Below are 22,418 nucleotides of genomic sequence, written 5' to 3'. Positions count from 1 at the left end.
TTAATGCAGATAACGATTAATTTTTACAGTACATAAGTTATAGAATTATTACAAAATGCAAATAAATTTTCAAACTATTTTTAAGAGAACGCACTAAATCAAGAATCTCAATCTCAAAAGATGTGTCATGAAAGCAAAAATATTAAGAAAATAAGCATTTTATTTGTAATTTTCGTTTTTCTGGTATTTTCATAATTAATTACCACAGTTATTAAGGAAAAAACAAAGTCTTATTTTTTAGATTTAATTTCATAACGAAACAAACGCAATAGATTTCCTGTTGACAGGGTTGATTAAAGCATTGTGCAACATACATATCACTTGTTTATAGCCGAAGAAGGAGTTTTCCCAAAATGTCTCTCATCAAACGTTGTTTAGCCGAATTTATCGGCACATTCTGGCTTGTTTTAGGCGGCTGTGGTAGTGCTGTTCTGGCTGCCGCCTACACCGCAGATGCTGCAAAAATCAGTGAGAATACTTCTTTTCCATTGGGTATTGGATTAGTAGGTGTATCTTTGGCATTCGGGCTTACTGTCCTCACAGGGGCTTATGCTCTTGGTCATATTTCCGGTGGTCATTTCAATCCAGCTGTTTCCTTTGGACTGTGGGCAGGTAAGCGCTTTCCGGCATCTGACTTACTACCTTATATCGCCTCTCAAGTAATCGGTGCAATTGTTGGTGCGGGCATTATCTACCTGATTGCTAGCGGCAAAACTGGATTTGCCCTGACTGGCTCCAACCCATTGGCCACTAACGGTTACGGGAATCACTCTCCAGGCGGTTACACCCTGTTTTCTTGCCTCATTAGTGAAGTTGTAATGACTTTCATGTTTCTGCTGATTATTCTGGGTGTAACTGATAGCCGTGCTCCTAAAGGATTTGCACCACTGGCAATTGGTTTTGGACTCACCTTGATTCACCTGATTAGCATTCCTGTAACCAATACTTCGGTTAATCCTGCTCGTAGTACTGGAGTTGCTATATTTGCAGGTGCAGAACTCTTTTCGCAAGTCTGGCTGTTCTGGATAGCTCCGATCTTGGGGGCTATTTTAGCTGGATGGTTGTACGTAGCCGTGTTTAGTGAATCAACTGTAGGTGAACGAGAAAACGTCAAAGAGCTAGTCTAAAAGTCATTTTCAACGGTACATTTCCCTCAGTATTTCTAGTTTTTATCGCACGCAGTTCATCAAAAGCTGACTTTTCACGCTATCTGGAAAACCTCGCTTCTATGTCTCTCTCCTTTTAGGAGAGAGACTTTGAATTTTCGCCCAACGCTAGTAGGGAAGAGGGTTATGGGGTTAGGTTTTTCGTAGCTTTTCCAGATAACGTGAAAAGTCAGCATCAAAAGGGGCAATAGTTGGATTTGCCTTGTGCCTTTTAATTAGGTATAGATCAAGCGATAATTTACTCAAATCATCACTGAGTTGTTTCATGCTGCCAGTTATTGAAAAAATTGTATTACGTCAAATGGCTTCGGGCGATCGCCTTTTTCTCCAAGTTTACAAGTTCGTCGGCGCTCAACCTGGTAAAAAAGTTTACATTCAATCTAATCTTCACGGTGCAGAAATTGCTGGTAATGCCGTTATTCACCAGCTAATTGAGTTTTTATTGACAATAAATGATACAAACTTAACTGGAGAAATTTGGTTAGTTCCCGTTTGTAATCCAATGGGGACTAATGAACGCGCGCAACATTTTTCTCCTGGGCGTTACTGCGTTTACGAAGCTAAAGACTGGAATCGCATATTTTGGGACTACGAGAAAGAAGCTGATGATTTAGTAGCTTTTACTAAATCTCAACTTCATATCGATCTAGAGGTCGTTCGACAAAATTATCTAACTAGAATTAAGCAACAATTCGCAAAAATTTTAGAAGAAATTAATTCTCCTGGTTCTGTTCCCTACACTCAGCTTTTTAGCTATAAACTACAAAATCTCAGTTTAGATGCAGACTACTTAATTGATTTACATAGTTCTACCAATGACGCTTTAGACTACCTTTATTACTTCCGAAATCGAGAAGATAGTGCCAAACATTTCCTGCTTGATTTCGGAATTTTACTTGATAAATATGATGGTGATGCTTTTGATGAAGCTTTGATCAAACCTTGGTTAGCATTGGAAGCTTGTTTTAAAAACTTTGGTAGAGAAATCAAGTTTGATGTGGAAGCTTGGACACTAGAATTGGGAACAGGAATGCAAATGAACTCTGATTCAGTTGCTAAAGGTGTGCGGGGTGTGAAAAATTATTTAGCGCGAAAAGGTGTATTGCAAATTCCTAATTCATGGAATGATCCAAAAAACCATGAGATGACTTTTGCATCCAGCAGCAACCGGAAAAAATATTATGCGATCGCAGGTGGTATGATTCAATCTAGAATTGAATTAGGTAGTAGAATTAAAGCTGGAGAAAAGCTGTATCAAATTCTCAGTTTTAATAAAGAAGGGAAGTTACCTACTGTAATTGATGTTTGCGCTCAACAAGATGGATTAGTTTATGATGTCGCAACTAATCAAGCTGTGAATGAAGGGGAATTTGTATTAGGGGTTATTAGTTAGTAAGCGGAGATATATAGCGGTTCTCAATTGGATGAAATACTATCCAGTTTTGGAATTAAATCTAAAATCTAAAATCTAAAATTTGATATGTCCGATTCTAAATTTACTGCTCCTGTGGCTCAAGAGTTACTCCACTCAGAATTGTCTGAGCGATCGCTAGTTCCTTCTTTACAGGAGAAGATTCTCGCAATCCGCAACAGTCTACGCCCTGGACAACAGCAAATGGCTGATTGGCAATCTGGACCTTTGGCTATTTCTGCCGTTCCTGGCGCAGGCAAATCTACGGGGATGGCGGCGGCGGCGGCGATCGCCATCGCCCGTCAATATGAGCGTTCATCCTCCCGCCGTCACTTGGTAGTCGTTACTTTTACTCGCTCTGCTGCTGCCAATATTAAAGCGAAGATTCGCAAAGATTTAAAAAAATTATCTTTACCTCAGACGGGCTTTTTTGTCTATACCTTACATGGTTTAGCGTTGAACATTGCCAACCGACATTCTAATTTGTCAGGTTTGCAGTTAGAAAATGTCACATTAATTACACCAACCCAAAGTCACCGTTTTATCCGAACTGCTGTAGAACAATGGATTGTAAATCATCCAGATATATATTTACGGTTATTAGAAGGTCATCAATTTGACGGAGAAGAGACAGAGCGGTTGCGTCGTCAATCAGTGCTGCGAACAGAAGTATTGCCGGAATTAGCGAATACGGTAATTCATGAAGCAAAAAGTTCTGGGATATCGCCACAATTGTTGCGGGAGTGGAGTAAACAAACCACAGACGAATATGCAATTTTGAGCGTAGCGGCGGGATTGTATGAGCAATATCAAAACTTAATGCGATCGCGTGACTTCATTGACTACGACGATATGATTTTAGCCGCACTGCGCGTTTTAGAAAATGACAGCGCCCGTCGCATTGAGCAAAATCAAGTATTCGCCGTCTTTGAAGATGAAGCCCAAGATTCTAGCCCCTTACAGACGCAGTTGTTAGAAATTTTGGCAAGTGATGGGGGAGATAATTCTTCACTCCTAACTCCTAACTCCTCACTCCTCACTCCCCACTCCTCACTGAACTTGGTACGAGTTGGCGACCCCAACCAGGCGATTAACTCTACTTTCACCCCAGCCGATCCGATTTATTTTCGGCAATTTTGCGAAGAGTGCGATCGCATCAAACGATTGGCAACGATGGATCAAGCTGGACGCAGTACTAGAATTATCATTGAAGCCGCTAACTTTGCCCTGAAATGGATTAATAATCAGTGGTTAGCAGTAACGAATAACAAACAACAAACTCCTGACAACCGACAAGTACCATTTCGCTTGCAGACAATTCGCCCTGTGGAAGCTGGTGATCCTCAACCTAATGCCAACCCCACACCAGTCGGACGCGGATTAGAACTTTATACACCGCGTGATATTCATCACACCGTTGAATTGCTATCTCAAAGGGTGATTGAGTTATTTGGCGAAGACCCAACACAAAATAGTGCAGCAATTTTAGTCAGAGAAAATCGCCAAGGAAGATGGTTAGCAGAGGCTCTAGCATCTGTATGCAAAGAGCATGAAATTATACTTTACGATGTGGGAGAACGCGATCGCCGTTCCCATGTTCCCCAAGAGATTTTAGCATTATTGCAATTTTGCGATCGCCCCCACTCCCCCGATTATCTCAAAGCTGCCCTAGAAGCATTAGTACAGCGCCAATTAATTCCTACCCAAGACCTCAACGCCCTTGCTAGTCTTCCAGAAGAGTTTTTGTATCCTAGTCCCCTAGCAGCAACCCAGTCGGAAACAGTACAAAAGGCGGCGCGATTGTGTCGCAGCTTACTTCGCGCTCGGTTGGAATTGCCCCTGTACCAGTTAATTTCCTTTCTCGCCTTGACCTTAAATTACGACCAGGCAGAATTAGCAACTGCTGACAAACTCGCAGAACGGGTTAATCAGCAGATAGCTGGCAATAGTTCAATGGGGGGAATGCTGTCAGCTTTAAGTGAAATCGTCAGTTCTGAACGCTTTGAACCAGTGGAAACCGAAGATTCGGAAGAACGTTACACCCGTCGCGGTCAACTGACGATTATCACCATGCATAAAGCTAAAGGGCTGGATTGGGACTATGTATTTCTTCCCTTTCTCCACGAAAACTTAATTCCTGGTAGATTTTGGGTTCCTCCCCAAAGCCAATTTTTAGGCGACTTTACCTTATCAGAAGTAGCCCGCGCCCAAATTCGCGCCACACTCCACGAAGAATCTGTCATACCGGATGTTAGTCAGGCATGGGAGGTGGCAAAGAATCTGAAAACATCTGAAGAGTATCGTTTACTTTATGTTGCCATGACACGAGCAAAGCTGCTGTTGTGGATGTCTGCGGCACAGAAAGCCCCCTTTACTTGGAGTAAACCGGATAATTTACAAGAACAAGCGCCTTGTCCGGTGTTTCCAGCATTAAAACGCCAGTTTCCTGAATGTGTGGTGAATTTAGCGATGATAGCCAAATAAATATTCTACATTTTTCCCACAAGGTATTTTTAACAAAATTAATATAGGACTCATATTTGATTTCTGAACAATATTTCAGATAAAATCGGCTTTTCAGCCACAGGATGTTTTCAAAAATCAAATCAAATATTAGTCCTAATATATAGAAGGTTTAATTTTTATGTATTATTTCAAACATTAAAATTAAGTCTAATTTTTGGTATACTATTTAGTTGAAATAACTTTGGAAGTAGAAGAGAGAAATTCATGTCTAATACTTACAATCCAAGGCAATATTGGGAGCAGCGACTAAATAGTAATTTTACACTTAAAGGTGTAGGTCATATAGGATTTAGTGAGTCTTATAACAATTGGCTTTACCGCAGAAAAGAACTGTGTATAGAGTCTTGTCTGAGTGGAACGAGTTTACAAGGAAAGAATGTACTTGATATCGGCTGCGGTACAGGCTTTTTCGTTAATTGGTATATCGGAAAAGGAGCAAATATCACTGGAATCGACATTACTGATGTAAGCATTGAAAAACTCAAGCAAAAGTATGAAGGCGAATTCTATACACAAGACATAACTGATTCAAATTTTAGTCTTTTCAATAAGAAGTTTGACATAGTAAATATCTGGGATGTAATTTACCATATTGTTGATCCTAACCTTTTTAACCAGGCACTGGACAACATTGCAAGAAGTATAAAAGATGGTGGTTTGCTGCTTTTGACAGATTGGTTTGGTGCTTCTTCTGATAAGCGCATAGGAAACCATGTTCAAGCCAGATGTCTTGATACTTACAATCAGATTCTTCCAAATAAAGGATTTGAACTAATAGAAATTTATCCTTTGTATTACCACCTGAATAATGTTCATGTGAGAATATTGGATAATTATCTTGGGAAGCTATACTTTGAACTTGATAACCGCAATCAAAAAATTCCTAAGAATAATTTATCGTTAGGCTTGTGGCGTTATAATCAAAAGAACGTTCAGTCTTCTCAATAGTTAGGAGTTATGAATAGTGATAAATCTTCAATAACAAATTATCAATATTCATCATCATAACTTTGTAATCAATGAGTTTGATTTTTCCCCATTTCCTCACAACGTGCTTTTGCCATCACAGCACGGATATAGTCATTTTTCCCATTAGTATAAGCCTCGCGATCGCTCCGAAAACTTGCCGCCAAATCGCGTTTTAGAACTTCGTAACGTTTCGCTTCTTCAGGATGCTTTCTCAGATAGTCACAAAATAGCTTGCGTTCCCAAAATTCGCTGTCAATCTCGACTATGTGAACATGATGAGTACGTTGCTTTCCGTATGGTGGCATTCCTTTCACAAAAAACATCCGTCCAGGACGCCGGTCTTGACGCCAATAAACGTATCCCAAAGATTCTAAAGTTGGAATAGCAGATTTTGCATTTACTAAGGAACGGATTCCCACCATCATGTCAATAACTGGTTTGGCTGCCATTCCTGGTACTGCGGTACTACCAATATGTTCAATTTCCACAACTAAGTCATTGCCTAGTGCCTGCCAAATCCGCTCGGCTTCTTCTGTAAACAAAATCTGCCAACGTGGGTCATATTCGACTATATTGACCTCATCCATAGGTGAAATTAATTTGCTCTATAGCGATCGCAGTTGCTTAAATCCTTTATTTAATTGCAGTTATAGCAATTTTTATAGTATATAATAATGGATCGTGTCGAATCAAAGCTAGACCATGCCTAAACTAAAGACTCGTAAAGCAGCAGCGAAGCGATTCCGTGCCACCGGCACCGGCAAAATCGTCCGTCGGAAAGCTTTCAAAAGCCACCTTTTAGAACATAAAAGTTCCAACAAAAAGCGTGGTATGCGCCAGAGTACGCTTGTACATGAACGCGATGAACTCAACGTGCGCTTGATGCTCCCATATTTGTAAGTATTTCAGGAAATAAATTATGACTCGGGTAAAACGCGGTAATGTAGCTCGGAAGCGCCGCAATAAAATTCTCAAACTAGCTAAAGGTTTTCGCGGTTCCCATTCAACTCTGTTTAGAACTGCCAACCAACAAGTGATGAAGGCGCTACGGAGTGCCTACCGCGATCGCAAAAAGAAAAAGCGCGATTTCCGTCGCCTCTGGATCACCCGCATCAACGCTGCTTCTAGGCAACACGGCTTGAGCTACAGCCAGTTGATCGGTAACTTGAAAAAAGCTGATATCCTGCTCAATCGCAAGATGTTGGCACAATTGGCAGTCCTCGATCCAGCCAGCTTCGGCAAAGTTGCGGAATTGGCAATTCAAGCTAAAGGATAAAGGTGGTAAGGGATGTATAACAGATGTAACAGATGGCAAGTAATTACTCGGTTACATCTGGTATTATCCGCCACTATTTTTTGGATTTTTTGCTTTTCCATCGTGGGGACGGGATTAACTGCATCTGCTGCCGAAATGTCAGAAATTCAGCAGCGAGGCTATCTAAATGTTGCCGTTAAAGATAACTTGCGTCCCTTGGGATTTAGAGATGATAACGGTAATTTGCAAGGCTTAGAAATTGACTTAGCAAAGCATTTGGCAGCTGATTTAGTTGGTAAAGCCGATAGTGTGAAATTTAAACCTGTAGCGAATCGCGATCGCTTATCTGTAGTCTTAGACAAGAAAGTTGATTTTGCGATCGCTAGAGTCACAGCAACCGAATCACGCAGCCGCATAGTTAGTTTCAGTGTTCCCTACTATTTGGATGGCACTGTATTAGTTACAAAAGATACCTCTGTCCAAAAGTTGAGTGATTTGGCAAAACAAAAAATTGCTGTACTCAACAACTCCAGTACTATCGCTAAAGTGCGGTACTATCTGCCAAATGCCGAGTTAGTAGGAGTGAATTCTTATGAAGAAGCGCGACAGAAAATAGAAAGTAATGCCGCCGTAGTTTTTGCCGCAGATGCTAGCGTTTTGAGCGGTTGGGTGCAACAATATCCTCAATATCGGCTACTGCCAACCAAGCTATCAACTGAACCCTTGTCTATAGTAATGCCCAAAGGATTGCAATACGATAAGTTAAGACGAAATGTGAATCAAGCGATCGCTCGTTACTTAGAAAACGGTTGGCTCCAGCAACGCTCTCAATATTGGGGTTTACCGTAAGTTAGTTAGGAGTTAGGAGTTAGGAGTTAGGAGTTAGGAGTTTGGAGTAAAGAATTGTCTCCCTCATCTCCCTCATCTCCCTCATCCCCAATAGGCTGATAATAGATACAGAAGCAACTTTATAATATTTGTATTTGCAGCAATGGATAACAATCTAGCCGTAGTTTATCTCTCAATTTTGGTGGTTATACTCACAATTGCAGCCGTGAGTGTGTTTCGCCAGATTTTCAAAACTCGCAAGGTTGAAGGCTCTTTTGCCAGGTTGCGAAAGAAGTTAGAGAAAGAAAAGGGTACGACTCAAGAATATTATGAGTTAGGCAGTATTTATTCCGAAAAAAAAATGTATTCCCAAGCGATCGCGCTATTTCAAAAAGCTCTCAAAGTTTCTGAAGAAGAGGGAGAAGAAGATATCGCCCCCATTTACAACGGGCTGGGCTATATTTATTTTACCCAAGAGCAATATGACTTAGCAATTCGTCAGTACAAAGAAGCTCTCAAATCTAAACCAGACTACGTTACAGGATTGAATAATCTCGCTCACGCCTACGAGAAGAAAAAATTAACTACTCAGGCGTTACAAACCTACGAAGAAGCACTCAAATTAGCTCCAAATAACTCTATTGCTAAACGTCGTGCTGAATCTTTACGTCGTTTGGTTTCTGCATAATTGCTAAGGGATCATAGCCCTCTCGAAGAGCCGGGAGGGGATTGGGGGTGAGGTTCTCATACCTCACTCAACCGAGAACCGCTATAGTATAGCAACGGACAAGGAGGTTAGGACATTAACTGATGAGAAAACCTATATATAAAAAGACTTTCAACCCAGTCCCTAGTCCCCAGCGATGCACTGAGCTTGTCGTTGGCGCAGCCTCTCGTAGAGAAGTGTCCCTAGTCCCATGCTATAAATAAAAAGTTTAATTACTCCCAGATTTATCTGTAAGCTTTACTTTTATACTTCGTAATTTTATTTTCAAGTAAACTTGTTAATTTTATGCTTAAGTTTCAACCTCCTGGCTTTGGACATAAAATCATCCATACATCCTTGGGGGCAATGGTTTACTATACCCAAACGAATGCACCTTGGGCAATTGCTGATAGTGAAGATTTACCTCCACTACTGTTTCTACATAACTTTGGTGGTGGAGCGTCTGCTTATGAATGGTCTAAAGTTTACCCAGCTTTTGCCTCTAATTACCAAATTTTAGCCCCCGATCTCATCGGTTGGGGAGAATCGGCTCATCCAGTGCGGGATTATCAAATTAGGGATTATCTCAGCACGATCGCAGAGTTTATCATCCAAACTTGTCGTCAGCCGGTGACGGTGGTAGCCTCGTCTCTCACAGCCGCTTTTGCTATCCGCCTAGCTATTGTTCAACCCAATTTATTCAAAGCATTGTTTTTGGTTTCTCCCTCTGGATTTGATGATTTCGGACAGGGTGCTGGACGCAGACTTCCGCTTTCGGTAATCAATGCGCCTCTGTTGGACAATTTTATTTATATCCTTGGTGCTGAAAATGAAATTGCAGTCCGAAATTTTTTACAAAGTTTTCTATTTGCTAAGTCACAAAGACTATCCCAAGAGACGGTGGAGGCTTATTTAACTTCTGCACAACAACCTAATGCCAAGTTTGCCGCCTTAGCATTTTTACGGGGCGATCTTTACTTTGATCTGAGTTTATATATTCAACAACTGACAATTCCCACGGTGATATTTTGGGGAGAAAAGGCACAATTTACCAAAATTAAATTAGGACAACGCTTGGCAAATTTAAATCCTAGGGTAATTCGAGATTTTTATGCGATCGCAGATGCCGGAATATTAGCTCATTTGGAAGTACCAGAGGTTGTTATTGGTCTATTGCAACGGTATCTTGGGTGAGTGGGGAGTGGGGAGATGAGGGAGAATAATTATAGCGCCTCTGAGTTGAGTCAAATACAGACCTAACCCCCAGCCCCTTCCCTTGTAGGGAAGGGGGGTAAGATTCAAAGCCTCTCTCCTTTTAGGAGAGAGGAATGGAAGTGAGGTCAGAGTCTATTGCATATAAACGAGAAGCGCTATAAGCGCTATAATCCCCAATACTTCGGCTTACCTCGGCTTCGCCCTTCGGCTACGCTCAGGACAGGCTCGGCACAAGTCGCGGTAGTTGAGCGTAGTCGAAACTCAGTACAAGTCCCCAATCCCCAATACTTCGGCTTACCTCGGCACAAGTCGCGGTAGTTGAGCGTAGTCGAAACTCAGTACAAGTCCCCAATCCCCAATGCCTATCTAGAAAGTAACTGTGCATTTAATGCTTTAGTAATGCGATCGCCAGAAGCTTCTAAGTGGGCTAATGTGTAAATATCAAGGCTTTGACTAACTTGTTTGAGTCTGACATCAATGGCTTTTTGCAGTTGGCGCAATTCATACCAAGCCAATGTCCGCCCATCTTCAGGTGTATTAGTACTACCCAACATCATCTGTAGTAAAATGCTCAGATGTTCCCGTTGCAATGAACGGCGGATGCTAGAAATTGGCTTTGGTTCTTCTAGGGCGAAAACTTCTGTCCAGATGCCTGTTTGCAGGGTGTCTAACAGTTCTGGAATGGAAAGTGCTTGCCCAGGCAGAGTTTTTAATTCTATATCTTGTAAACGATTCAGGCGATCGCTGTCTAATAGCGATCGCAATATCGCACTTTGGAAACTCAAAATGCGATCGTGAATTGGATAATCAAGGCGGTTGTTCGGTGCAGAACTACCCCAGTGTTCCCAGCGCGATGGTGCTAGTTGATTGAGCAATTCTGGCGAAAAACTGAAAGCATCCTCAGCAAATACATATTCTTGTAACTTCGTCAATGCCTGACGTTGTTTTAAAAGTGAAACTGGTACAAATGCCCAAGCAGCATCATCACTAGCATGGAGGCGTTGAAAAGATTGTCCACCAATGTACTTAGAAAGCAAGCTGGCATTCCGAAAATAATATTTAAGTACTCCATTGAATCTCAGGCGCAGGTTACTATAGCTTTCCCCTTTCGATAGATAACCCTTATCAAGGCGTTGCCACATAAAACGGGCATTATCCATTTGCCACTGCGAATAAACTAACACATCACTACTCATATCCCAGACATTTGCCAAAGGATTCATATCCCAGATATCTTCATCAGTTGCATAAGATAATTCTGGTTGAGGCGACGCTAGTGCAATCTGCTCCAAAAAACTTTTTTCTGATTCTGGAATAATCGCCTCAAATGCTTTTGATGGGTTTCTTTTATAACCATACTCAATTGCCCATTCGTCATAAGGCCCAACAACTCCTGGGAAATAGTCACCTTGCTGTACGCCCTGTGGTGCTATATTCACAGGTAGATAGTCCATCACCGAACCCACTAAACCTTTAGTGTGAGTTATTTCAGTATTATTTAATTCTTCAGGCGCTAACATAGTGCTGCCATGAAAGTTGTGGCGTAAACCGAGAGTGTGCCCGACTTCGTGAGCGATGATAGAACGCAAATATTGATGCACATATTCCTTTATCGTTTCACTACTGGGTGCAGTGTCTGGCAAAATTGACAACGCCAGCGCCCCCATAGCTGCTTGATCTGAGGACTCCATACTATAGCAGAACTCAGAAGAAGATAGAAGATAATTATTAGTATTTGCCTTCTGATTCCTAGCTCCTAGCTCCTGGCTTCCCCAAAGAACTTGACATGGGTTTTTGCCAACTTGGGAAGAGTGCCCATCGAAAGATGAATTTGCTTCCATCAGTGCATGATATTCTTGCTGAACTAAACGCACCATCTTGCCATCCACGATGATATCTGCATCCACTATTTCCCCCGTGAATGGGTTAACGCGCATCGGCCCTCTGGCAAAACCTGCATCTAAAGAATTGAACCAGCGAATAGTGTTGTAATGTACATCTGCTGGTTGCCAATCAGCATCATCTGGCATTTGTTGCACTTCAATGGCATTTTGAAATCCGGCTTTTTCAAATGCTTTGTTCCACATCAAAACGCCTTCACGAATTGCATCGCGGTACTCTAGTGGCACAGCATTTTCAATCCAATACACAATTGGCTTTTTGGGTGGAGATAAGGGGGCGTTAGGATCGGATGGTTCTAGATGCCAGCGATTGATATAACGTACAAATGATTCGTGAGGATTATTGTTAGAGAAATCTTGGAAAGCCGTAATAAAATATCCCACTCTATCATCGGCAAGTCTGGGAATATAACCATTGGTTTCTCTCAACTGAGAAAAACTGTAGTGTACCTTCAGAGTGAGTGCCCTGCTATCGGGTACGGTGACTAAATTCGATCCTTCTAGTGATGAAAAACCGTAAATCGAATCAATTTCTACGTTTTCTGGGAAGCTGTTAACATCACCAAAATATGACTTGCGTCCATCTAAGCGGTAATCAGCCTGTAAAGAGTACTTCAATAGGGAAGTTAATCCGGGAAAATCCTGCATTAGCAGTTCATCCAGGTTGATTAGAATATTTTGATTTGTTGGATTAATAGTGACTATATCGAGTGAATAAAGAACTGAGTCGCTAAATGAACGAGCAAGCGATCGCTGTTCTGCTCTACTGTCTGTACGGAATTTAACATTACGCACAACAAAATGCAATCTATTATTTACTCGTCGGAAGTAGAAGAGAAAATTAGAAAGAGGTAATCCACTATAAATCCCACTTTCTCCAACTCCCGATTCCAATGTGACTATCGCTAGGTAGTCTTTATTTAGTTGCTCTGGTTTAATTTCTAAGTAAATTTTGCCCGAATCATCACTGCAATAAATTGTGAAGAGTCCTTCTAGTTTATCAATCCGATTAACAGTCCCATTAAATCGGCAAAAATCCTCCTTTCTAATCTCAGTCAGATTATTCTCAACACTTGCCGAGTTTTTCACTGCTGGGAGTGCATTTAATTGCTGCACATCAATATTTGAACTATTTGAAAGTTGGTTTGCTCCTGCATAATCAGTTGGTAAGAACAAGCTACACAATAATAGTATACAAATTGCTAATTTCCTTATCCAGTATTTCATCCTTGGGCTTTCCACCTGAAGCAGTTCTCGTGTTACTGAAAAATATCGAGTAGTTTTTCGTCTGTATCCCTGCAAATATCTAGAGATTAGGATACAAATCCACTCAGTCAGATAAACAATGCCTCTAATACAGCAGAGCAGAAATCCAGCTACCATCTTAATTAACTAGACGAGTTGCTCAACCAACTTGTTAAAGGTAGGCAAACTTCCGCCGCACCGTACTAGCCTAAAAGTCGTATGGCTATTTGATTGTTATTAGTAACTCTTTAGAAATTATCCATTAGGCATTTATGTCTTAAGATAGATAATTTTTAAAACTAAAGATATATGTTTTTTACTTCTACCTGTATTAAAAACCAAATGTAGCATTAAAAATGTATTTAGTGTTACATTTGAGAGCCGAAGAAATCTTAAGCATGATTTATAAAAAACTCCACCCACAAGGGGATGGAGTTTCCCGCCGTTTTCTATAAACAAAGAGTGAGACTTCTAAGAAAACTGTTCTTTAGCAGCTATAGCGGTTAGCGGGTGTATGAACTACATACAGCATATTTCAACTTCTCTTCTTAGGCTACGCCAACATGAGGTACTGACTTACCCCACCCGCGCGATCGCGCACTTTCCTCGAACTCACGGGGAGGGTTGGGGATAGGTCTACCTGATATAGTTGCAAAATGCTGTATCAAAATCTCACTTCGATAAAGCTATGCATAGTCTCATCTAATTATTTTTCATAACTGAGATATGCCTTTTGTTAGAAGGATAATTAAATTTTTATAGTTAATCTTTATTTGTACTCCAATAAACAAGTTAATTGGCATGACAAATTTGATTTCTAGAATGATTAGTCACATCAGTTCCCTACTTAAAGGACTTCAGGTAAAAAGTTTTTTGACTGTTGTCCTAGTTGGTTTTCTAATGCTGGCGACGAATGTTGGTTATGGAGACAATGACAAAGCCTTAGGTGAAAGAGTTCGTGAACAGGTACAGCAAAATGATTCTCAAAGACCGAAGACAATAGGTGAGTGGAATAAAGAAGCTCGGGAAACGGAAGGTTCTCCTGGCGAACGACTTCAAAAGATTGGTGAAGAGTCAGCAGAAGCCTTTAAACAATTTGGATCTGGGTACGTAGAGGGTGCCCAGAAAACTGCTAGTGATGTAGGGGACAGTGCAGCGCAGACAGGCAAAGATATCTCTAACAAAGTTCGGCGCTAAATGTGTTGTTACGCTCTGCTATCTGCGAGTACTAATAACTTTTCGTCGATAGCCGGTAAATGATATAGCGTTTCTCTGTCGAATTGAGGTACAGCAACCCCACCCCCTTGCGGCAAGCGATGAGCAGGGTGGTTTCATACAACCAGAGAAAAACTAAAACTGGTTTTCAAAGCCTCTCCCCCCATGGGGGAGGGTAATGGAAGTGGGGTAAAAAGCCATACCACAAAACGACAAATCACGACTAGACATCTCCAGAAATTAAATATGCGTTACCCAGAACTCTTGTAGAGACGTAGCAATGCTACGTCTCTTTTTCGTAGATGTTTACTTAGTGTATTTTTCTTTTTTCCTATGAAACCATCCTGCCTCCCCGCAAGCCTGTATACACAAGTCCTAAAAACCTAGCTGATATGACTTTCCTCGTTCCTGGGCTGCCGCCTGGGAACGCATTCATTGAGTCTCTAACTCAATGTCTGACAGTAGGCAGCAGCCCCTAAATCAGGCATTCCTATACAGAGCATGGGAACGAGATAAACGAAAAAACAATGGAAAATCAAGCTTTTTTCGACTTGTGTATACACCGTAGCGCAAGCGATGAGGGGGCTATGATTGCAAAACTCTGCCCATTGTCTTACCGACGACATCAGTTATGTAATTATTATATTAATTTATACTTAATTATTTCATTGTCTCTAAGATAATATGTATTTTTTTTTACTAAATAACCAATAACTGAAGAGCAGCCAAGTAACTGTTGAATAACTGCTTTAAAACATGAAACAATGAGGAGATAGCTAAGACGGTAAAGAAAAAAGCAGATAGATAATTAGCAATATGAAGCAATCTAAGAGTACGAGAAAGCGGGGACTTATCCTAACGATCGCTGGGCTAAAGCGTTTACAAGCGGCGATTCTGACTATGGAAAAGGCACAAAATAGTGGCGCTCACTTCACTCTAGAAGATTTAGGCGATCGCATGAATGTCTCTACCAAAACTCTAAACCGATTATGGTCGTTGAATACAGGCGTAGATCAAAAAACCCTGAAATTGTGCTTTAGTGCCTTTAACCTAGAATTACATAGAGAAGACTATGCAATCCTGAGTGAACCGAATTATACTGAAAGCTCTCTAACTGTCTCGCTGAGTTTAGACAGAGCATCTCCGTCTTTATTCTTAGATTCATTTGCTACTCAACACCATGATCCACTCGAAAATCTTTGGTCATACCCAGATGGTCCCGTACCCCTAGATTCCCCCTTCTATGTCGAACGTCCCCCCATTGAGGAACTAGTTTATCGAGAAATAATTCAAGCAGGTAGTGTGATTCGGATTCGAGCGCCAAGAGAGATGGGTAAAACTTCTCTTGTATTGCGGCTGTTAGCCTTTGCCCAGATGCAAGGTTATAGTACGGTAAACCTGAATTGCAACCAAATCGATTCTAGTTGTCTGACAGACTTAAACAAGCTTTTGCGTAGTCTTTGCTGGCAAATTGCCACAGAATTAGGCATTAACCCCAAGCTAGATGACAAATGGGATCAGGAAATAGGGTGTAAGTTGAGTTGCAGTGTATATTTGCAATCTTATTTGCTCAAGCAGATTAAAAACCCGGTAGTTTTAGTGTTAAATGAGGTTGACCGCTTTTTTGAATATCCTCAAATTGCTCAGGAGTTCTTTAGTTTGTTGCGCTCTTGGTATGAGGAAGCACGACAAGATACCAACTGGCAGAAACTGAGGCTAGTGGTGGTTTACTCCACAGAAGTATATGTGTCGCTGGATATTAACCGCTCCCCATTTAATATTGGACTACCGATCCATCTGCCAGAATTTACTGAGTGCCAAGTAGAATACTTAGCCCAACGGCATGGGCTAGACTGGACTTTTAGTAAGGAAGTTAAGCAACTAATGTCTCTTCTGGGGGGACATCCAGCACTGATTCGCATTGCTATGTATTATCTCTGCTGTCAAAAAATCACCTTAGAAAAACTGATACAAGATGCGATCGCTAATGGCGGTATTTATCGTTATCATTTATGGCGACACTGGGCAATCCTGCAAGAAAATCCCAGTTTGATAAATGCATACGTTGAAGTTGTAGCCGCAAAGCAAAGCATTCTGATCAATCCCATCGACGCTCATAAGCTCGAAAGCTTGGGGTTGATCGCTTATGAAGGCGATCGCATCTTACCACGTTGCGAACTCTACCGTGCTTACTTTAAAAAACAACTAGGTGTTGCTGAATTTGAATATAAATCATTCCAAAAACGTGCTTGATAAAACTATCAGATACTCTCGCGCCCACCCTACCTTGATGGGTAAGCAAATTCCTAGTCATTATTTTCTAAGCACTAAACTGTTTACTAAAAACCCTCAAAACTAACTTGAAAAAATACTAGCTGACCAAGAAAGCTGATAATCTTCGATATAAAATGTTCCATTATTGCAAGACATTTTGAAAAGGAAGTAATAATCTCCTGGCTCCCAGATACTAAATTCTTGCTCCTGTTGTTGAGCATTAACTGTTGAACCAACATTAGGAATACTCATGTTAGCAATTTGTGTTCCATTCTGCGCTTTCATCAGAAAAACTTCCAGCAGGCAGAAACCCTGTAGTTCAGCAAAATAACGAATTTTGAAACGGATTTTTCCACCGTTCCGTATGGTCTTTTGAATAGAAAAATTTTCGGTTTGAATGGAATTACCAGACAGATGAATATCTTTACCTTGTGTTAATATCAGGCATTGCCTTTGATGGAATAAACTCATGATTTTTCTCCTCAAAAAAATTGAGTGTATTGAGATAATTGCATTCTTGAAAACGGTTTGTGAGTGTCACAGTTGAATTTTCTGGCCATCGCCAATAAAATGCAATGACAGATAAGACAGTTAAGAAGATAGTTAAAAAGTAAATTATGATGGGCAATCGCAATCTCAACTTGGCTATTGCTTCTTTACGAGACGCTCTGCGAATGTGTTTACATGAATCCTCCGACAACGGGCGTCTATCCACTATCAAAGAATGATTAATACAAGCCGGAAACGACCTCTTTTCCTAAATGCATACCAGCAAAGACGGCGATTTATCGTGTCTCTTGCCTTAACGAACCGTATTGAGAGATACCATGACTTTCAATTCTCATAAATCAAATAGGAATATTTTCTTCTCAGTCAACAGCAGAAAATAAGAACGAGCCTCCAAGAGAGTTCTATTTTTCTCTGAATAGAGCAAAAATTATTCATGCAACAAGAAAAATTCACTCAGATAATTGTAAATTTTTGTAAATTTGATGTCTTCAAGACTAGAAACCTGATATCTAGATAGCTAAACTAACAAACAGTGCATCTGTACTGTTAATTATTAAAACGTAGATTTGGCGCTATAGCCTTAATGATCCCAGTACAACTTATCCTCAAAAACTTCCTCAGTTACCGTGATGCAACTTTAGATTTTAGCGGTTTGCATACGGCTTGTATTTGTGGTTCCAATGGTGCGGGTAAATCCTCCCTTTTAGAAGCAATCACTTGGGCAATTTGGGGTGAAAGCCGCGCCACTGCTGAAGATGATGTGATCTATTCTGGTGCCAAAGAAGTTCGGGTTGATTTTACTTTCCAAAGTAACCAGCAAAAATATCGGGTGATTCGCACCCGAATTCGGGCAGCTACTAGCGTCCTCGAATTTCAAATAGAAATACCATCGGGGTTTCGCTCACTCACTGGCAAAGGGGTAAGAGCGACACAGGATTTGATTATAGAACACATCAAGCTCGATTATGATACTTTTATTAATTCTGCTTACTTGCGTCAAGGTCGTGCTGATGAATTCATGCTCAAGCGTCCCACGGAACGCAAAGAAATTTTAGCGGAGTTGTTGAAACTCAATCAGTATGATGATTTGGAAGAAAGGGCAAAGGAATCTTCTCGTCAGTTTAAAGCACAGGCAGTAGAGTTAGAGCGTTCTTTGGAGTCGATTAAAATTCAGCTGCAACAACGCGAGACAACCCAAGCCCAAAGAGTGGAGTTAGAAGCCGAACTCAACCAACTGCAACAGGTGCAAGCTTTTGATAATATTCAATTACAAAGTTTGCAAGTTGTCTGGCACCAGCGCCAAAATTGGGAACAACAACTGAGCTTTGTGAAGCAGCAATATCAAAATCTTACCCAAGATTGCGATCGCCTCCAACAAGAACAATCAGCTATTGGCTCTCAGCTAGCAGATTTAGAAAAAATATTACACCAAGAAGCTGAGACTAAAGCTGGATACGCCCAATATCAAAGTCTCCAATCTCAAGAAGAAGCTTTTGCTGTCAAATTTGAAGAATACACCCGCGCTGGGCAGACTCGCCAACAAAAGCAACAACAGCTTACCAAACAAATTCACGAAATCGAACGGCAACTGCAACAAGCCCAAGCGCAGTTAGAAGCTTTGCAGCAACAAGAGCGAGATATTCAGCAAACTCTCACCAAATCAGGTGAAGTAGAAGCCGCTTTGTCACAACTAGCCGCAGCCCGTCACCATGTTGCTCGTTTAGATCAATTACAAATGCAAGTTACTCCCTTGTTGCAACAACGAGCAACCTTACAAAGCCAACTCGATCGCACTCATGCTGGTTTAGTAGCCCGACTCGAACAACTGCAAAATACTGAGAACCAATTGCAACGCCAGCAGCGCCGCCAACCGCAACTACAACAAGCGGTGATGGATGTGGGAATCCAGATTGAGGAACTGGAGAAAAAGCGGGTTTATCTGCAACGAGTCCAAGAAAAAGGCCAAGAAAGGCGGCACTTTATTGAACGTCTCCAAGCTCATCAACGGGATTATGAAAAACTGCTGGGAGAATTAGAGCAGAAATTGCAAATGCTCCAAAATCCTGAAGCACTTTGTCCATTATGTGAGCGTCCTTTAGACGAACATCACTGGAGTCGGGTGGTGGAAAAAACTCAGGCGGAGTTAGAGGATACTCAAGGGCAGTTTTGGGTAGTGCGGGAACAAATGGCTGTATCTGACCGAGAAATTCAGGTACTTAGACAAGAATATCGGGAAATTTCCCAACAGTTGGCGGGCTACGATGGTTTACGCGAACAACGGGGACAATTAGCAGCCCAGTTAGAAGCGACAACTGATGTGCAACAACAGTTACAACAAATTGCTGCCGAAAAACAGCATTTAGAGCGATCGCTCCAAGCAGGTGATTACGCTCCCGATAAACAAGCCGAACTCCGCCAGTTAGAGCAATATTTGCAACAAGCTAATTATAATGAACAAGATCACGCCCTCGCCCGCAGCGAAGTTGAACGGTGGCGATGGGCAGAAATTAAACAGGGGCAAATTAAAGATGCGACTAAGCGACAAGGGCAACTATTAGCCCGAAAACCAGAACTACAATCACAAATTGCTCAATTACAAGCCAGAATCCAGCAGGATCAGACTGATTCTGAATGTGCTAAACAAATCGCGGCTCTTGAGCGTCACATTGCCGAAATCGGCTACAGTTCCGAGCAGCACAACAATCTGCGAATAGCTGTCAAGAAAGCTCAATCTTGGCATTTGCGATATCAACAACTGCTATCGGCACAGCAGCATTATCCGCAACTCCAGACGAGATTGCAAGAGTTAGAGGAGTCTAGAAGCGCCAGATTAACCGAGCGGCAAAAACTCTCTGGACAAATCGAAAGCATTATCCAGCAACTACAAGCAACAGCTAACCCATCTGCCCAAATTCAAGCTTTAGAGCAGCACCTAGCAATCCGTAGACGGCAACTCGATGAGCAAATAACCAAGTTGGGGCGTTTAGAACAGCTGGCGCATCAACTGGAAACGCTGCAAATTCAGTATGATCAACAACAGCAGCAATTACAATCTTGTAAGCAAGAATATCGTGTTTATCAGGAATTAGCGCAAGCCTTTGGTAAAAATGGTATCCAAGCACTGATGATTGAGAATGTGCTACCGCAACTGGAAGCCGAGACAAATCAACTACTTTCGCGGTTGAGTGGTAATCAGTTTCATGTCCAATTTATTACTCAAAAAGCTGGACGCAGTGCGAAATCAACCAAGAAAAATGCCAAGTTGATAGACACCTTAGATATTTTAATCGCCGATTCTAGAGGAACACGAGCTTATGAAACTTACTCAGGTGGGGAAGCCTTTAGAATTAACTTTGCCATCCGTTTGGCTTTGGCGAAATTATTAGCGCAACGGGCGGGGGCGGCGTTGCAATTGTTGATTGTGGATGAGGGTTTTGGTACACAGGATGCCGAAGGATGCGATCGCTTGATTGCCGCAATTAATGCCATCTCCTCTGATTTCGCCTGCATCCTCACTGTCACCCACATGCCCCACCTCAAAGAAGCTTTCCAAGCCAGAATTGAAGTCAATAAAACTCAGGAAGGTTCGCAGTTGAGTTTGTCAATTTAATCAAATCTTCCCAGTCCCCAATCCCCAATCCCCAATCCCCAGTCCCTAATTCAATTGTATTTTACCCGTGCATCAAGACCTAATGAACGGAGCTTTTTTGATAGGTTTTCGGCTTGGTTGCGATCGCTAAATGCTCCAGCATTCACATAATCCCCTAAACCTGATTGCTCTGCTATAGCACTGGGTATATATTGCTGTACCTTAGTCAGAGTATCATGATTGGAAATTGGCACTATTACTCTATAAGGATTATTAGCAACCAATGTGTCGCCATTGGTAACAGGTACTACATAGTCATTATTAGGAGGTAATACATAGCGATTATTCTCAGCTAATACATCACCATTATTCTCAGTATAATTGCTTATATTTGAGCTATTCAACCCTAATACTTGCAAAGTTTGCGAATCTACATTTCCAGTCGAATTAAGTCGGGAATATTGCTGAAATGCAATCACAGATTGTCTCGTGTAATCGCTGAAAAAGCCATCAGGATTGGCATTAGAGAAGCCCAACTGCGACAAACGCTCTTGAACTAATCTGACATTCTCTCCCTGATCGCCTACAGTCAGATAATTTCTGCCTGGTTGTTGAGCAGTATATCCCGTGGTGTAGGCTCTACGCACTGAGTCCAAAACTTGGGCATTGGCAATGCCATCAACAGGTAGGCGATTATTTCGCTGGAATGCCATTACAGCTTCTCTAGTCATTGGGCCAATATTCCCAGTGGGATTAGTCTTAAAATAACCTAGCTGCCGCAAACGCACTTGGAGTTCTCTCACTTGTTGATTAGAGAGACTCGATCTCGCTGGAGTCGGAGAGGAACCCATGAGTGTATTCCAAGTTTGTCGATTCACAATCCCATTCGCAGGTAGGCGATAATTTCGCTGGAATGCAATTACAGCATCTTTAGTAATTTGTCCAAAGATCCCAGTGGCCTTAGGATGAAAGTAGCCTAACTGCCGTAAACGCTGTTGCAAGCTAGTCACGGCTGCACCAGTTTGGCCTTGAGAGAGAGTAGGATATTGAGCAACTGGCGAGCGCGATCTGCCAGTGGTATTTCTACTAAAAGTTCTACTCTGACACGCTCGTTGCAAGGCTTGTTGAGTACTAGCACCCAGAACTCCATCAGCAGTTATTCTATTGGCTTGCTGGAATTTGATCACAGCATTCTGAGTCAAGCTAGCAAACTTGCCACTTACCGGGCCGTTAAAGTAGCCTAGCTTTTTTAAACATCTCTGACTACTGCTAACTTCAGTCCCATTACTTCCTATTTTCTGAAGTGCTAAAGCTTGCCCAGCAATACTCAGAAGCGCCATAGTCAGTGCCACAGGCAAAAGACGCATCGCCGCACCGCTAGATAACTTTTTCCAATTTAAAAATTTTAGATTAGTTCTGGTAGGAACAATCTTAATGCTTTCGGATGCCTCGTGTGCTAAGGCTAGCTTGGTTAAATAGCTATTTGCCCCTGTTTTCACTTGCTTTTTCCAAGTCACAGCTATACAAGATTATACGACTTTCTCTGTATTATGCTTGTTTTTGGTATGATTGTTTACAAGAAATTCGCCAAGGGAATATGATACACAA

At 41.5% G+C, this 22,418-nt stretch carries 16 protein-coding genes; 12 read left to right on the top strand and 4 right to left on the bottom strand.

Annotation, left to right across the window (positions count from 1 at the left end; translation table 11 throughout):
• The first annotated feature begins 353 nt into the window (after positions 1-353).
• The 4 genes from aqpZ (at position 354) to V7K50_RS11120 (ending at position 6,051) form a co-directional block, all read left to right on the top strand.
• Positions 354-1,127, top strand: coding sequence for an aquaporin Z (gene aqpZ, locus V7K50_RS11135; protein ID WP_334959944.1), 774 nt, complete (start codon positions 354-356; stop codon positions 1,125-1,127).
• Positions 1,128-1,431: 304 nt separating this feature from the next.
• Positions 1,432-2,559, top strand: coding sequence for a succinylglutamate desuccinylase/aspartoacylase family protein (locus tag V7K50_RS11130; RefSeq protein WP_334959942.1), 1,128 nt, complete (start codon positions 1,432-1,434; stop codon positions 2,557-2,559).
• A gap of 87 nt (positions 2,560-2,646) precedes the next feature.
• Positions 2,647-5,061 (top strand): ATP-dependent helicase, encoded by a 2,415-nt coding sequence (locus V7K50_RS11125; protein ID WP_334959940.1) that lies wholly within the window; start codon positions 2,647-2,649, stop codon positions 5,059-5,061.
• A 246-nt stretch (positions 5,062-5,307) separates the two neighbouring features.
• A complete protein-coding gene (locus V7K50_RS11120) occupies positions 5,308-6,051 on the top strand; it encodes a class I SAM-dependent methyltransferase (protein ID WP_334959938.1) in 744 nt (247 codons plus the stop codon).
• A gap of 68 nt (positions 6,052-6,119) precedes the next feature.
• On the opposite strand, the gene V7K50_RS11115 is transcribed toward V7K50_RS11120, so the two are convergent.
• Positions 6,120-6,659: a GrpB family protein gene (locus V7K50_RS11115; RefSeq protein ID WP_334959936.1), complete on the bottom strand. Its 540-nt coding sequence runs from the start codon at positions 6,657-6,659 to the stop codon at positions 6,120-6,122.
• A 115-nt stretch (positions 6,660-6,774) separates the two neighbouring features.
• On the opposite strand from V7K50_RS11115, the gene rpmI reads away from it, so the two are divergent.
• The 5 genes from rpmI to V7K50_RS11090 all read left to right on the top strand — a co-directional run bounded on the left by rpmI (position 6,775) and on the right by V7K50_RS11090 (position 10,055).
• Positions 6,775-6,972: a 50S ribosomal protein L35 gene (gene rpmI, locus V7K50_RS11110; RefSeq protein WP_334959934.1), complete on the top strand. Its 198-nt coding sequence runs from the start codon at positions 6,775-6,777 to the stop codon at positions 6,970-6,972.
• 19 nt (positions 6,973-6,991) lie between these two features.
• The gene (gene rplT, locus V7K50_RS11105) at positions 6,992-7,348 is read left to right on the top strand and encodes a 50S ribosomal protein L20 (protein ID WP_334959932.1); all 357 of its coding nucleotides are present in this window, start codon (positions 6,992-6,994) and stop codon (positions 7,346-7,348) included.
• A gap of 12 nt (positions 7,349-7,360) precedes the next feature.
• A complete protein-coding gene (locus V7K50_RS11100; RefSeq protein ID WP_334959930.1) occupies positions 7,361-8,176 on the top strand; it encodes a transporter substrate-binding domain-containing protein in 816 nt (271 codons plus the stop codon).
• 142 nt (positions 8,177-8,318) lie between these two features.
• Positions 8,319-8,843 carry a tetratricopeptide repeat protein gene (locus V7K50_RS11095; RefSeq protein WP_334959929.1) on the top strand — a complete coding sequence of 175 codons (525 nt, stop codon included), beginning with the start codon at positions 8,319-8,321 and terminating at the stop codon, positions 8,841-8,843.
• A gap of 324 nt (positions 8,844-9,167) precedes the next feature.
• Entirely contained in the window at positions 9,168-10,055 is an 888-nt protein-coding gene (locus tag V7K50_RS11090) for an alpha/beta fold hydrolase (RefSeq protein WP_334959927.1), read from the top strand.
• Positions 10,056-10,438: 383 nt separating this feature from the next.
• Here the strand turns inward: V7K50_RS11090 and V7K50_RS11085 are convergent, their stop codons facing one another.
• Positions 10,439-13,204, bottom strand: coding sequence for a zinc-dependent metalloprotease (locus V7K50_RS11085; protein WP_334959925.1), 2,766 nt, complete (start codon positions 13,202-13,204; stop codon positions 10,439-10,441).
• An 819-nt stretch (positions 13,205-14,023) separates the two neighbouring features.
• Between V7K50_RS11085 and V7K50_RS11080 the strand changes: the two genes are divergently transcribed.
• Positions 14,024-14,419, top strand: a complete 396-nt coding sequence (locus V7K50_RS11080; RefSeq protein WP_334959923.1) for a hypothetical protein — start codon at positions 14,024-14,026, stop codon at positions 14,417-14,419.
• Between the two features lie 834 nt (positions 14,420-15,253).
• Entirely contained in the window at positions 15,254-16,690 is a 1,437-nt protein-coding gene (locus V7K50_RS11075) for an AAA-like domain-containing protein (RefSeq protein ID WP_334959921.1), read from the top strand.
• 102 nt (positions 16,691-16,792) lie between these two features.
• Here the strand turns inward: V7K50_RS11075 and V7K50_RS11070 are convergent, their stop codons facing one another.
• Complete coding sequence (locus V7K50_RS11070; RefSeq protein ID WP_334959919.1) at positions 16,793-17,182, bottom strand: hypothetical protein; 390 nt, start codon at positions 17,180-17,182, stop codon at positions 16,793-16,795.
• A 622-nt stretch (positions 17,183-17,804) separates the two neighbouring features.
• Between V7K50_RS11070 and V7K50_RS11065 the strand changes: the two genes are divergently transcribed.
• Complete coding sequence (locus V7K50_RS11065; protein ID WP_334959917.1) at positions 17,805-20,831, top strand: SMC family ATPase; 3,027 nt, start codon at positions 17,805-17,807, stop codon at positions 20,829-20,831.
• 50 nt (positions 20,832-20,881) lie between these two features.
• Here the strand turns inward: V7K50_RS11065 and V7K50_RS11060 are convergent, their stop codons facing one another.
• Positions 20,882-22,327, bottom strand: coding sequence for a peptidoglycan-binding protein (locus tag V7K50_RS11060; protein ID WP_334959915.1), 1,446 nt, complete (start codon positions 22,325-22,327; stop codon positions 20,882-20,884).
• Positions 22,328-22,418: the final 91 nt, after the last annotated feature.

The sequence above is a fragment of the Nostoc sp. genome, from assembly GCF_036917135.1.
Taxonomy (GTDB): domain Bacteria; phylum Cyanobacteriota; class Cyanobacteriia; order Cyanobacteriales; family Nostocaceae; genus Nostoc.
This window is presented reverse-complemented; position numbering and strand designations above follow the sequence as displayed.